Raw genomic sequence first — 13040 nt, 5'->3', positions numbered from 1 at the left:
AGGCCCTTTTCAATGCGCGCCAGAACGCTCTGCTACTATCAGGTTATATCAGTCACGGGAAAAATAACCATGTATAAACTTTACGGTACCGCGCGTTCAGGCTCTGCCGCCATTGAGATGGCGCTTAAGGCCTGCGGCGCGAAATACAGCGTATTTGAGGCAAGTTCGTGGCAAAAAGAGAGTGATATTGACGCCTTACGCGCGCTCAATCCGTTAGTGCAAATCCCCACCTTAGTGCTTCCTGATGGTTCAGTAATGACGGAAAGCGCAGCCATCATTATTCATCTCGGCATGGAATATCCTGATTCGGGCCTGTTGTCTTCGGAGGCTCTGGTGCGTGCTCAGCAATTACGCGGGCTGGTTTATATCAGCGCTAACTGTTATGCCGCTGTGGGAATGATTGATTACCCCGAACGATGGCTACCTGACGGCTCAGAGGATCAAAATAAGTTGCTGGCAAAAGGCGCCCTGCAAAAGCTCTATCAGCAATGGGAGATATTCAGCGACGTGTTTTATGGCTCACAGGCCTGGCGGGCGCAAAGCCCCGGCGGGCTTGAAATGCTGGCCTGTGTCGTCACCCGGTGGAGCCGGGCGCGTGAGCGACTGAGCCACTCGCGGGCCAGTTTCTGTTCGTCGCTGGTGGAGGTTGAAAAACACCCCGTTATCCGGGACGTCATCGACCAGCACTGGCAAGCCTGAGTGTGATGATTTTCCGGTGTTTATTCCTTCAGACGACCTCATCGGCGGCGAGCCTGTCGTCGTAAGCCACCTGCGCCTGCTCAATAGCCGCGCCATGTTGCCTGGCCCAGCTCACCAGCGCCACAAAAGGCTCCTGCAACGTCCGCCCGAGCGGCGTAATCGAATACTCAACGGCCACGGGTGACGAGGCGATCACGCGGCGGTTGACCAGGCCGTTGCGTTCAAGCCGTCGCAGCGCCTCCGTCAGGGCTTTATGCGTGATCGGATCCAGCCTGCGCTTAATGGCGTTAAAGCGCGCGGGCTGGGTGCACAGTACGGTCAGGATCAGCACCGACCATTTGTTGGCTACCTGCTCCAGAACAGGGCGGGTGCTGTTGATTTCGGCCAGTTGGGCAGCGATATCCGTCGACATGTGGTTACCTTCTCTATATCTGATGTACATCAGGTGCGTAATTGACCCTAAATATACAAAATGTATCATCTGGCTTCCACCCCCTGTCCGGAGTAGCCATGTTGAAACTTGAAGGAAAGACCGTCCTGGTAACAGGCGGCAATAGCGGTATTGGGCTTGCGATCGCGCGCCGTTTTGTGCAGGAAGGCGCCCATGTGTTCATCACCGCCCGACGCGACGCGCAGCTCGCCGACGCCGTTGCCGCTATTGGCGGTCGGATCGACGCGATACCGTGCGATCTCACTCAAACCGACGACATCGCCCGCCTCTTTGGCACGCTTCAGGCAAAAGCCGGGCGCCTCGACATTCTGGTTTACTCGTCTGGCTTGTCCGAGCCGGCGAGCCTGGAAGAGACCACGGAGGAGCATCTCGACCGCGCCTTCGGCCTCAACGTGCGCGCCATGGTGTTAACGGCGCAGCGCGCGGTCCGGCATATGAGCGATGGGGGCGCGATCGTGCTGCTTGGCTCGATCGCAGGCTCCATGGCCAATGCCGGTTACGGCACCTATTCTGCCACCAAAGCCGCGGTTCGCTCGTATGCCCGCTCGTGGAATGCGGAGCTGGCGCCGCGCGGCATCAGGGTCAACACCCTGAGCCCCGGCCCCACGGATACGCCAATGTTTGATAAAGTGAGCGACGAATTCAGGCAAATGATGAACGCGCGCATCCCGGCCGGGCGCTTAGGCCACCCCGACGAAGTGGCGGCGGCAGCGCTGTTTCTTGCGTCGGACGAAAGCGCTTACGTCAGCGGCACAGAACTGGTTATTGATGGCGGTATGACGGCGTAAACGGCATTCGCTGAGGTACCGCGCGCCGGTGGCAGAAAAACCGGCGCGCGTATCCCGGCTAACGAAGGATGCGCTATTATCTCGCCAGACACACGCTGTATGCCCCTGCTGCAATGCGTTACGTGGCATTGTCGACATCACTCTGATTCTACATTGAGGAGCCCGTCATGACCCCCTTTCATCAACTGACTGCCACCAGCCTGCGCGGCGAGCTCATCTCTATGGCCGACTACGCTGGCAAGCTGATTCTGGTGGTTAATACCGCCAGCCATTGCGGCTTTACGCCACAATACGCGGGCCTTGAAGCGCTGTATAAGCAGTACGCCGCCCGGGGTCTGGTTGTGCTTGGTTTCCCCTGCAACCAGTTCGGTCATCAGGAACCCGGCGGTGCCGATGAAATCGCGCAGACCTGTCACATCAACTACGGTGTAAGCTTCCCCATGTTCGAGAAAGTGGAGGTCAACGGCGCCGCTACGCACCCGGTGTTTCGTTACCTGAAAGACGAATTACCCGGCGTGTTAGGTGGGCGAATCAAATGGAACTTCACTAAGTTTTTGATAGGACGCGACGGCAAACCACTCAGGCGTTTTGCCCCGTTTACGACCCCTGAGAAAATAGAAACCGTCATTCTTACAGCGCTATAAATGTCAATGCGCCCGGCCACTGAACAGAGCGCGATTTTCAATCCTGATATACCACAGTGAAAATAAGCAGCTAACGGGTAAAGAAGGGCTTAGATGCACGTCGCTCCCGGCGTCGTTTCGAAGCATCGTGTGCCGTGCCGTTACGTCAAAAATACGACACAACTTTCCCACCGCGTCGCCCAGTGATAAGAGCTCACCACACCGGGCTTGAGAGCAAAATACGTAACATTTGAAGGATAGTCCTCCTTCCAGACAGCGCGGGGAGCGGTAGAGTCTCAATATCGTCCGCCCTGTGCCAGAAGCGGACATTGTTCAGGAGTCAGGCAGGTAGACCAAAGACAGATTATCCCCGGATGGCTGGCTTAATACACGTTAAAGATTTAATCCCTATAGGCCGATAAAAAAAGGAGCGACAGAAACGTAAGGAGATGCGCATGTATGGAAAACTGGTCATTACGGGAATAATAGTAACGTTGTTAAGTGGATGTACGGCGGGGTTTAGACCTTCGCTGGAAGACTATAAAGGTTCAGATGCAGCCAGGATTCGTGCCGCATCTGATGGCAATACGGCCCTGCAATTTTACGAAAAACAGCCGAGTGGCTGTTATAAAAAAGTTTTAGAGCGCCGGGTTACGGCTGGTCTGGCTATTCTCGGTCTTCCTGTGACAGGAAATAAAAAAATCGGAATGCCAGAATCAAGTAACAACAAGGGAATTTTCATAAATGAATTTACTATCAAGCCGGGGCAACTGATAAATGTAATTCATTACTGGACTCAAGCGGGCTACTACCAAAATACAGAACGAGCTGCTTCCGCCAGATTCATTCCTCAGCCAAATCATGATTACGACATCGTCGTTACTGGCTCAGAATTTGGCGGGGATAGCGTATCGGTGAGAGATCTGGATTCAGGCGCTAAAATAGTAGGATGGGAAGGCAATTACTGCCCCTCAGGTATACTTGATTAATGGCATGACGCAGGTCACCATCTGTACGGTTAAGCCCATCCTGGAGTGGGCTTTTTCATGTGGTACGTACCGCTATTTTTGCACCTAAAGCACACATGAGTTCAGTTGCTGTCTGGGAACTTTATCAGCAGCAAAATTTCTTGCCTCTTCATGAATGTTCTTCTGCGCTTGAACTGAAACGGCGCGGTTCTAACCAAGACGTAGCACTCAGCCTTGAAGTAAATTCAACACATTTGGGATGTCAGCTGTTTGATGCTTTTTATGTTTCTTATTTATCGTGAGTGGCAGACTGCGGAAGATACTGAAATGGCCCCACCATCGGCCAGCTTGTAGGCCTTGTCCTTAGGCTTTGCAGTATCAATTTGACGGGCATTAAGCTTCATTTGGGGGCATCGCTTTTATTGAACCTGAATATGCCCCCAATAATGCCCCCAAAAATGGCTAGATTTCAATAGACGGTAGTACACCGCAGAAGAGTAAAAAATCAGGCAGAAGGCGCGATTACTGGGCTTTTAAAGACTTTGGCAGACTGCGGAAGATATTGAAATGGCGCGCCCTGCAGGACTCGAACCTGCGACCCACGGCTTAGAAGGCCGTTGCTCTATCCAGCTGAGCTAAGGGCGCCTCGTGAAGAGGCGTTTCACGTTTTATCTGCCGGTAGCAGTGTGAAACGCCTGGAATTATACGGTCAGTACCAGGTGAGTCAATGGCTTTCGAACCGCCTGCTGGACAATTGAGCGAAAGACACAAACGAAAACTGACAGCACGGCGCGCTTCTGACAGAATATCCTCATCCCCACTTCATTTGATTACAGACGGAATATTCTCTCTGATGGCAGCAAAGATTATTGACGGTAAAACGATTGCGCAGCAGGTGCGGCTTGAAGTTGCCGAAAAAGTGAAAGCGCGCGTGGCGGCCGGAAAACGCGCCCCAGGGCTTGCGGTCGTGCTCGTCGGCGCGAACCCGGCGTCGCAGATTTATGTCGGCAGCAAACGTAAGGCGTGTGAGGAAGTTGGCTTTGTGTCCCGCTCTTACGATCTGCCGGAAACCACCAGCGAAGCCGAACTGCTGGGGCTGATTGATGAACTGAACGCGGACGCCGCCATTGACGGCATTCTGGTTCAGCTGCCGCTGCCGGCCGGTATCGATAACGTGAAAGTGCTGGAGCGCATCGCGCCGGATAAAGACGTGGACGGCTTCCATCCGTACAACGTTGGCCGTCTGTGCCAGCGCGCGCCGCGTCTGCGCCCGTGTACGCCGCGCGGCATCGTCACGCTGCTTGAGCGCTACAACATCGACACTTATGGCCTGAATGCCGTGGTGATCGGCGCGTCCAATATCGTCGGCCGTCCGATGAGCATGGAGCTGCTGCTGGCGGGTTGCACCACCACCGTGACCCACCGCTTCACTAAAAACCTGCGTCAGCATGTTGAAAATGCCGATCTGCTGATTGTCGCGGTCGGCAAGCCGGGCTTTATTCCGGGCGAGTGGATCAAAGAAGGCGCCATCGTGATTGATGTCGGCATCAACCGTCTGGAAAATGGCAAAGTGGTCGGCGATGTGGTGTTTGAAGATGCCGCAGCGCGCGCCGGTTATATCACCCCGGTGCCGGGCGGCGTTGGTCCGATGACGGTCGCCACGCTTATCCAGAACACGCTGCAGGCGTGCGTTGAATACCATGACGGCGAGGAGGCATAACATGGCAACATTTTCTTTAGGTAAACACCCTCACGTCGAACTGTGCGATCTGCTGAAGCTGGAAGGCTGGAGCGAAAGCGGCGCGCAGGCGAAAATCGTGATTTCTGAAGGTCTGGTGACTGTCGACGGCGCGGTGGAAACCCGCAAGCGCTGCAAAATCGTCGCCGGGCAGACCGTCAGCTTCGACGGCCAGAGCGTCACGGTCACGGCGTAACGCCCACGCCCTCTCTGCGCAGAGGGCGTTTATTTTCCGCTTCAGAACCTTTTCTTATTGCCCTTCTCCGCTCTCTCTTATCCTGTTTGCGCGTGCTGCCTGCCCGGCCCGTTTTCCAACCGACTTCAAAGAATCAGCAAATCTTCTGGCGAAACGTTAAATAGATGTTGCGCGAAAAGGCTGCGATCCCACAGCATAGGTAGAACGTTCTACTAGAACGTTCTACCTACTATAAAACAGGGCGAAAAAGCCCGGCTGTTCCAATCGGGGGATCGGTATGAGTCTGATAACAGGTTTCGTTAAATCGCTTTCAAAATTGTCGATGATAGGCCGCGCGCTGATGCTGCCTATTTCGCTGCTGCCCGCCGCCGGTCTGCTGCTGGCCTTCGGCGATAAATTCCATCTGCCGCTGATGATGAACGCGGGCGGGGTTATTTTCGATAACCTGCCGCTGCTGTTCGCCATCGGCTCCGCCGTCGGTCTGGCGTCGGAATCCGGCATCGCGGCGCTCTCGGCGGCGGTCTCGGTCTTTATCATTAACATCACCATCAGTACGCAGCTTGGCATCACGCCGGAAATGGCGGCGAGCGGCGGCAAATACGCCATGGTGGTCGGCATTCCGACGCTGCAGATGGGCGTGTTCGGCGGGCTGATTTCAGGCATTCTCGCCGCGTGGTGTTATAACCGTTTCCACACGCTGCAACTGCCGGAATTCCTGGGGTTCTTCTCCGGCAAACGGTTTGTGGCGATTGCCGCGGCGTTTCTCTCGTTCCTGCTGGGGCTGGCGCTGCCGTATGTGTGGCAGCACATTCAGGCGGGGATCGACGCGCTGTCGGTTATCGTCAACGGCGATAACCAGGCGGCCTCAACCTTTATCTTCGGGCTCGTGGAGCGCGCGCTGATCCCGCTGGGGCTGCACCATATCTGGTATCCGTCGTTCTGGTATTCGTTTGGCGATTACACGACCCAGACCGGGCAGGTTATCCACGGCGACCAGACCATCTGGTTCAAAATGCTGGAAGAAGGCGTGAAAAGCTTCAGCAGCAATACCTACCAGAACGCCGGTAAATTTATGCAGGGCGAATTCCCGCTAATGCTGTTCGCGCTGCCGGCAGCGTGTCTGGCTATGTATCATGAAGCCAGCACGAAGAATAAGAAAATCGCTTCCGGTATTCTTTTCTCCGCCGCGCTGACCTGTTTTCTGACAGGGATCACGGAGCCGGTTGAATTTACCTTTATTTTTGTCGCGCCGGTGTTGTATGTATTTAACGCCATCATGGCGGGGCTTGCGTATATGTGCATGTATTTGCTGGACGCGCATATCGCCAAATCGTTCTCCGCCGGGCTTATCGACTATATTTCGTTCGGCATTCTGCCCTCTTTTAACGGCTATCAGACGCACTACCTGAACGCGGTTATCGTCGGCATTCCGATGGCGATGATTTATTACTTCACCTTCCGCTTTGTGATCCGCCGTTTTGACGTGAAAACGCCGGGCCGCGTGGATGTCACCGCCAGCGTGGATGATAAAACCGATGCAGAGCTGGCGGGCAATATTGTGGGCCTGCTGGGCGGTAAAGAGAACATCACCAGCGTCGGCGCCTGCATTACGCGCCTGCGTCTGGAAGTGGCGCGTCCGGAGCTCGTTGATAAAGACGGGCTGAACGGGCTTGGCGCGCGCGGCGTGGTGTTTGTGGGCGATAACGGCATTCAGGTGATTTTCGGGGCGCGCGCGCAGTTTATTGCGCAGAGCCTGTCAGGCATGACGGGGAAATAACGCCGCCTGCGCGGGCCTGCGCCAGGCCCGCGACATCAGCGATAAAAGGATAATTCAGGGCAGATGAAAAAGGTCAGCATTATCGATGTGGCGCGCCAGGCGGGCGTCTCGGTTTCGACGGTCTCGCTGGTGCTGCGCGAGAAGGGAAAAATCTCTGCCGCGACCATCGACAAAGTGCATGCCGCCATTGAAGCGCTCGGCTACGTGCATAACGTCGCGGCCGCTAACCTGCGCGGTAAAACGTCGAACCTGATTGGCCTGGTTGTTGAGGATCTGAACGATCCCTTTTCGACCCGCGTGACGGCAAGCCTGGTGCAGGCGCTGGAGTCGCAGGGCTTTATGGTGTTCCTCACCCAGCCAGGGCGCGAAACGGGCCGTCTGGAGAGCTGTTTCGTCTCGTTTACCCGCCAGGGCGTGGCGGGCGTCGTTTATCTGACCGCCGATTCCACCCAGCGCGCGCTGCCTGCGCCAGTCGTGCAAAGTACGCTCCCGCTGGTGGTGGTGTCGCAGTCGCCGGTGGAAGAGAAACTCAACAGCGTGGTGCGCGATAACCGCCAGGCAGGCGGGCTCGCCACGCGTTATCTGATTGAGCGCGGCCACCGTAATATCGCCTATATCGGCGGTACGGCGGGGTGTCTTATCCGTGAGGAGCGGCTTTTCGGCTACCGCGCGGCGCTGTCGCAATATGGTTTGCCGTGGCGTGATGAGTTCGCGCCCGCCTGCGCTGAAGAGACACTCGCGGTGAGCCAGACGGTGCGACAGCTCCTTGAGGCGAACAATAAAATCACCGCCCTGCTGTGCCATTCGCCGCACGCGATTATCGGCTGCCTGGAGGCGATTCATCAGGTCGGCCGTACCGTGGGGAAAGATGTATTCCTGACGCAGCAGGTGTCGCTGATCGGCTTTGAGGACATGATGCACGTGAACCTGACGTCGCCCTCGTTTACCTATGTCTCTTCCGCCAGCGAAGAGACCGGGCGCCAGGCGGCGGGGTTGGTTGTGCGGCTTATCCGCGAGCCGGGTCTGCCCGCGCAGCGGATTACGCTTTCGGGCCAGTTGATTACGCGCGGATCGGCGTGATGGATGACGATAGGCGCGCGTTATCTTTTATGGTGGGTGCGCTTCGCTTACCCACCCTACAACGAATGTCGCATCGATTCGTAGGGCAGGTAAGCGAAGCGCACCTGCCGAAACCACGTAAACCACCGGCATAAAAAAAGCGGCTTTCGCCGCTTTTTCTTATTTACGTCGCCAGGTTGTACCCTGTGGCCCATCTTCCAGAACGATGCCCATCTCGTTTAAACGATCGCGCGCGGCATCTGCTGCCGCCCAGTCTTTCGCTTTGCGCGCTTCCAGACGCTTAACGATCAGCGCTTCGATCTCCGCCACTTCATCGTCGTTGGTCTGCGCGCCCGATTGCAGGAACTGCTCCGGCTCCTGCTCCAGCAGGCCCAGCACAGCGGCAAGCTTACGCAGATGCGCGGCTAACTGATTCGCCGCGCTGCTGTCTTCCGCTTTCAGGCGGTTCACTTCACGCGCCATATCGAACAGCACGGAATACGCTTCCGGAGTGTTGAAATCGTCATCCATCGCCTCGATAAAACGCGCTTCAAACGCCTCGCCGCCTGCGGCCGCCACACTGCTGTCGGTGCCGCGCAGCGCGGTATAGAGGCGTTCAAGCGAGGCGCGCGCCTGCTTTAAGTTCTCTTCGCTGTAGTTCAGCTGGCTGCGGTAATGGCCGGACATCAGGAAGTAGCGCACGGTCTCGGCGTCGTAGTGTTGCAGCACGTCGCGCACGGTAAAGAAGTTGCCGAGCGATTTGGACATCTTCTCGCGATCGACCATCACCATCCCGGAGTGCATCCAGTAATTCACATATTCGCCGTCGTGCGCGCAGGTCGACTGAGCGATTTCGTTTTCATGGTGCGGGAACATCAGGTCAGAGCCGCCGCCATGAATATCGAAATGGCTGCCGAGCTGCTTGCAGTTCATCGCGGAACACTCAATATGCCAGCCCGGACGCCCGTCGCCCCACGGTGACGGCCAGCTCGGTTCACCCGGCTTGGACATCTTCCACAGTACGAAATCCATCGGGTTACGTTTGCTGTCGGCCACTTCCACGCGCGCGCCCGCCTGAAGCTGCTCCAGATCCTGGCGCGAGAGCTTGCCGTAATCCGCGTCGCTCTCGACCGCGAACATCACATCGCCGTTGCCCGCGACATACGCATGGCCGCGTGCGATCAGCTGCTCAACGATTTCAATAATTTCCGGGATGTGCTGCGTCGCGCGCGGCTCGCTTTCCGGGCGCAGAATATTCAGCGCATCGAAATCGTTGTGCATCTCGGCGACCATACGGTCCACCAGCGCCACAAAATCTTCGCCGTTCTCGTTGGCGCGTTTAATGATTTTGTCGTCGATATCGGTAATGTTGCGCACATATTTCAGCTTATAGCCGAGAAAACGCAGGTAGCGCGCGACGACGTCAAACGCGATAAACGTACGACCATGGCCGATGTGACAGAGGTCGTAAACGGTAATACCACACACATACATGCCGACTTCCCCGGCATGAATAGGCTTAAATTCTTCTTTCTGGCGACTCATGGTATTGAAGATTTTTAACATCAGAAGTTTCCGTGTCAGTGTGTGGTAAGCGGATAAAACCCCTATATTACCCATAATTGAAAGCGCAAGCACCCCACTTTGCAAGGTGAAGCAAGCGGTAAGTTATGCTATAACAGCCTCCTACTGTGGCTTCTTTCGGAAGCCGAAGCACCACTGAAACAAAACAGGATGCAGACATGGTTACTTTTCACACCAATCACGGCGACATCGTAATCAAGACCTTTGATGACAAAGCGCCGGAAACGGTAAAAAACTTTCTGGAATATTGCCGCGAAGGTTTCTACGACAACACCATTTTCCATCGTGTAATCAATGGCTTTATGATTCAGGGCGGCGGCTTTGAGCCGGGCATGAAGCAGAAAAGCACCAAAGATCCTATCAAAAACGAAGCCAACAACGGCCTGAAGAACACCCGCGGCACGCTGGCAATGGCGCGCACGCAGGCGCCGCACTCCGCGACTGCCCAGTTCTTCATCAACGTTGCAGATAACGACTTCCTGAACTTCAGCGGCGAAAGCCTGCAGGGTTGGGGCTACTGCGTATTCGCAGAAGTGGTCGAAGGCATGGACGTGGTTGATAAAATCAAAGGCGTATCCACCGGCCGCAGCGGCATGCATCAGGATGTGCCGAAAGAAGACGTGATTATCGAGCGCGTAACCGTCAGCGAGTAATTCGTGGCGACGCTCTTTATTGCAGATCTTCATCTGTGCCCAGAAGAACCGGCGATTACCGCCGGTTTTCTGCGTTTTTTAGCCGGTACCGCGCGTGAAGCGGACGCGCTTTATATCCTGGGCGATCTCTTTGAAGCCTGGATCGGCGATGACGATCCGCAACCGCTGCACCGCGAGATAGCCGCCGCCCTGCGCGCGCTCGTGCAATTCGGCGTTCCCTGCTATTTCATCCACGGCAACCGCGATTTCCTGCTCGGCCGTCGCTTCGCCCGCGAAAGCGGCATGCAGTTGCTGCCGGAAGAACAAGTGCTGGATCTCTACGGCAAACGCGTGCTGATCATGCATGGCGACACGCTGTGCACTGACGATGCCGGTTATCAGGCGTTTCGCGCCAAAGTGCATAAACCGTGGCTACAAACCCTTTTCCTCGCGCTGCCCCTGCGACTGCGCCACCGTATCGCCGCCCGCATGCGCGCCGGCAGCAAAGCCTCTAACAGCCAGAAAGATCTCGCCATCATGGATGTCAACCCGCAGGCGGTGGTCGATACCATGGAACGCCAGCAGGTGCAGTGGCTCATTCACGGTCACACCCACCGCCCCGCCGTGCACACGCTTGAGGCGAACGGCAAGCCCGCGCACCGCGTGGTGTTAGGCGCCTGGCACAGCGAAGGGTCAATGATCAAAGTCACCCCCGACGATGTCGAACTGGTAGTCTTTCCGTTCTGATTCCCCCGCGTTTTTTGCCGCTCTCACGCCTACGCAACCGTTTTCCTTGTTTGTTTTCCATGATATTCTCAAGGCCCTCGTAACGGCGACCCCGTTGATTTTGCCGCCTGACCACAGGAGTTTTGAGACGTATGTCCTCCAGCCACACCCCGGCGCGTATCGCCATCGTCATGGGTTCCAGAAGCGACTGGGCCACCATGCAGTTTGCCGCAGAAATTCTCGATGCCCTGGATGTTCCTCACCATGTTGAAGTGGTCTCCGCGCACCGCACGCCGGATAAACTGTTCAGCTTCGCCGAGCGCGCGCAGGAGAACGGGTTTCAGGTCATCATCGCGGGCGCAGGCGGCGCGGCGCATCTGCCGGGCATGATTGCCGCGAAAACGCTGGTGCCGGTGCTGGGCGTGCCGGTGCAGAGCGCGGCGTTGAGCGGTCTGGACAGCCTCTACTCTATCGTCCAGATGCCGCGCGGCATTCCAGTCGGCACGCTGGCTATCGGTAAAGCGGGCGCGGCGAACGCGGCCCTGCTGGCCGCCCAGATTCTGGCGCAGCACGACAGCGCGCTGCTGGCGCGCCTTGAAAACTGGCGTCAGAAGCAAACCGACGAGGTGCTGGAGAATCCGGACCCGCGGGGTGAGGCATGAAGCAGGTATGCGTGCTGGGTAACGGCCAACTGGGCAGAATGTTGCGCCAGGCGGGCGAGCCGCTTGGCATTCGCGTCTGGCCGGTAGGGCTGGATGCCGATCCGCAGGCTGTGCCGTTCGCGCAGAGCGTTATCACAGCGGAAATTGAACGCTGGCCGGAAACCGCCCTGACCCGCGAGCTGGCGCGCCATAACGCGTTCGTGAACCGCGACGTTTTCCCGCTTATCGCCGACCGTTTTACCCAGAAACAGCTGCTCGATAAGCTGAATCTCCCCACCGCGCCGTGGCAGTTGCTGGCAAGCAGCAGCGAATGGCCGCAGGTGTTTGCGCGTCTCGGTGAGCTCGCTATCGTCAAGCGCCGCACCGGCGGCTACGACGGCCGCGGTCAGTGGCGTCTGCGCGAACACGAGACCGATACGCTGCCCGCCGAATGCTACGGCGAGTGCATCGTCGAGCAGGGCATTAACTTTTCCGGCGAGGTGTCGCTGGTCGGCGCGCGCGCCCATGACGGCAGCGCGGTCTTTTATCCGCTGACCCATAACCTGCATCAGGATGGCATTTTGCGCACCAGCGTCGCGTTCCCGCAGGCGAACGCCGCGCAGCAAGCGCAGGCGGAAGCGATGCTGCGCGCGATTATGGACGAGCTGAATTATGTGGGCGTGATGGCGATGGAGTGTTTCGTCACGCCGCAGGGCCTGCTGATTAACGAACTGGCGCCGCGCGTGCATAACAGCGGCCACTGGACGCAAAACGGCGCGTCCATCAGCCAGTTTGAGCTGCATCTGCGCGCCGTGACCGGCCTGCCGCTGCCGCAGCCGGTAGTGAGCGGCCCGTCGGTCATGGTGAATCTGATTGGTACCGATTTGAACTATGACTGGCTGAAGCTGCCGCTGGTGCATCTGCACTGGTATGACAAAGAGGTGCGTGAAGGGCGTAAAGTCGGGCATCTGAATCTGAGCGATGCCGAGGCGACGCTGATTGACGCCACGCTGGAAGCGCTCGCTCCGTTGCTGCCGCCGGAATACGCAAGCGGCATCGCCTGGGCGCAGGCGCTGTTACGATAAGAAAAGCACCCTGCGGGGTGCTTTTTTATTGGGTGTCGCGAGTGCCTGAACGGTGGGTGCGCTGCGCTTACCC

Annotated in this window: 15 protein-coding genes, 1 tRNA gene and 1 pseudogene; 13 read left to right on the top strand and 4 right to left on the bottom strand. The window is 57.1% G+C overall.

Going from position 1 to position 13040, the window contains the following annotated elements:
• Nucleotides 1–69: 69 nt before the first annotated feature.
• Entirely contained in the window at nt 70–699 is a 630-nt protein-coding gene (locus AACV31_RS14105) for a glutathione S-transferase N-terminal domain-containing protein (protein WP_165153263.1), read from the top strand.
• 28 nt (nt 700–727) lie between these two features.
• Here AACV31_RS14105 and AACV31_RS14100 read toward each other — a convergent pair whose 3' ends face one another.
• Nucleotides 728–1111: a winged helix-turn-helix transcriptional regulator gene (locus AACV31_RS14100; protein ID WP_041923303.1), complete on the bottom strand. Its 384-nt coding sequence runs from the start codon at nt 1109–1111 to the stop codon at nt 728–730.
• 98 nt (nt 1112–1209) lie between these two features.
• Between AACV31_RS14100 and AACV31_RS14095 the strand changes: the two genes are divergently transcribed.
• The 4 genes from AACV31_RS14095 (at nt 1210) to AACV31_RS14080 (ending at nt 3831) form a co-directional block, all read left to right on the top strand.
• Nucleotides 1210–1938 (top strand): SDR family NAD(P)-dependent oxidoreductase, encoded by a 729-nt coding sequence (locus tag AACV31_RS14095; RefSeq protein ID WP_165153261.1) that lies wholly within the window; start codon nt 1210–1212, stop codon nt 1936–1938.
• A gap of 167 nt (nt 1939–2105) precedes the next feature.
• The gene (locus AACV31_RS14090) at nt 2106–2582 is read left to right on the top strand and encodes a glutathione peroxidase (protein WP_165153259.1); all 477 of its coding nucleotides are present in this window, start codon (nt 2106–2108) and stop codon (nt 2580–2582) included.
• Nucleotides 2583–3016: 434 nt separating this feature from the next.
• Nucleotides 3017–3550, top strand: a complete 534-nt coding sequence (locus tag AACV31_RS14085) for a hypothetical protein (protein ID WP_075198162.1) — start codon at nt 3017–3019, stop codon at nt 3548–3550.
• A gap of 59 nt (nt 3551–3609) precedes the next feature.
• Complete coding sequence (locus AACV31_RS14080) at nt 3610–3831, top strand: hypothetical protein (RefSeq protein ID WP_131824870.1); 222 nt, start codon at nt 3610–3612, stop codon at nt 3829–3831.
• Between the two features lie 24 nt (nt 3832–3855).
• Here AACV31_RS14080 and AACV31_RS14075 read toward each other — a convergent pair.
• Together AACV31_RS14075 and AACV31_RS14070 are read right to left on the bottom strand one after the other, a co-directional pair.
• Nucleotides 3856–3933: pseudogene (locus AACV31_RS14075) on the bottom strand (Arm DNA-binding domain-containing protein); the annotation flags it as partial.
• 164 nt (nt 3934–4097) lie between these two features.
• Nucleotides 4098–4174, bottom strand: a tRNA-Arg gene (locus AACV31_RS14070).
• A 208-nt stretch (nt 4175–4382) separates the two neighbouring features.
• On the opposite strand from AACV31_RS14070, the gene folD reads away from it, so the two are divergent.
• From folD to malI, 4 genes are all read left to right on the top strand, one after another.
• Nucleotides 4383–5249 (top strand): bifunctional methylenetetrahydrofolate dehydrogenase/methenyltetrahydrofolate cyclohydrolase FolD, encoded by an 867-nt coding sequence (gene folD, locus AACV31_RS14065; RefSeq protein WP_007706347.1) that lies wholly within the window; start codon nt 4383–4385, stop codon nt 5247–5249.
• A gap of 1 nt (nt 5250) precedes the next feature.
• Nucleotides 5251–5463, top strand: a complete 213-nt coding sequence (gene ybcJ / locus AACV31_RS14060) for a ribosome-associated protein YbcJ (RefSeq protein WP_004387141.1) — start codon at nt 5251–5253, stop codon at nt 5461–5463.
• A 277-nt stretch (nt 5464–5740) separates the two neighbouring features.
• Nucleotides 5741–7240 (top strand): PTS transporter subunit EIIC, encoded by a 1500-nt coding sequence (locus AACV31_RS14055; RefSeq protein WP_165153257.1) that lies wholly within the window; start codon nt 5741–5743, stop codon nt 7238–7240.
• 63 nt (nt 7241–7303) lie between these two features.
• Entirely contained in the window at nt 7304–8320 is a 1017-nt protein-coding gene (malI, locus tag AACV31_RS14050) for a Mal regulon transcriptional regulator MalI (RefSeq protein WP_165153255.1), read from the top strand.
• A 159-nt stretch (nt 8321–8479) separates the two neighbouring features.
• Here the strand turns inward: malI and cysS are convergent, their stop codons facing one another.
• Complete coding sequence (gene cysS, locus AACV31_RS14045; protein ID WP_075198165.1) at nt 8480–9865, bottom strand: cysteine--tRNA ligase; 1386 nt, start codon at nt 9863–9865, stop codon at nt 8480–8482.
• Nucleotides 9866–10041: 176 nt separating this feature from the next.
• Here cysS and ppiB point away from each other — a divergent pair, with 176 nt between their 5' ends.
• The 4 genes from ppiB (at nt 10042) to purK (ending at nt 12967) form a co-directional block, all read left to right on the top strand.
• Nucleotides 10042–10536 (top strand): peptidylprolyl isomerase B, encoded by a 495-nt coding sequence (gene ppiB / locus AACV31_RS14040; RefSeq protein WP_007767850.1) that lies wholly within the window; start codon nt 10042–10044, stop codon nt 10534–10536.
• A 3-nt stretch (nt 10537–10539) separates the two neighbouring features.
• Entirely contained in the window at nt 10540–11262 is a 723-nt protein-coding gene (gene lpxH / locus AACV31_RS14035; protein ID WP_165153253.1) for a UDP-2,3-diacylglucosamine diphosphatase, read from the top strand.
• A gap of 131 nt (nt 11263–11393) precedes the next feature.
• Nucleotides 11394–11903 carry a 5-(carboxyamino)imidazole ribonucleotide mutase gene (gene purE, locus AACV31_RS14030; RefSeq protein WP_161589181.1) on the top strand — a complete coding sequence of 170 codons (510 nt, stop codon included), beginning with the start codon at nt 11394–11396 and terminating at the stop codon, nt 11901–11903.
• Nucleotides 11900–12967: a 5-(carboxyamino)imidazole ribonucleotide synthase gene (gene purK, locus AACV31_RS14025; protein WP_165153251.1), complete on the top strand. Its 1068-nt coding sequence runs from the start codon at nt 11900–11902 to the stop codon at nt 12965–12967. Before purE ends, purK begins: the two co-directional genes overlap by 4 nt.
• The last annotated feature ends 73 nt before the right edge of the window (nt 12968–13040 follow it).

This window comes from Cronobacter sp. EKM101R (genome assembly GCF_963888145.1).
GTDB classification, from domain to species: Bacteria; Pseudomonadota; Gammaproteobacteria; order Enterobacterales; family Enterobacteriaceae; genus Cronobacter; species Cronobacter turicensis.
This window is presented reverse-complemented; position numbering and strand designations above follow the sequence as displayed.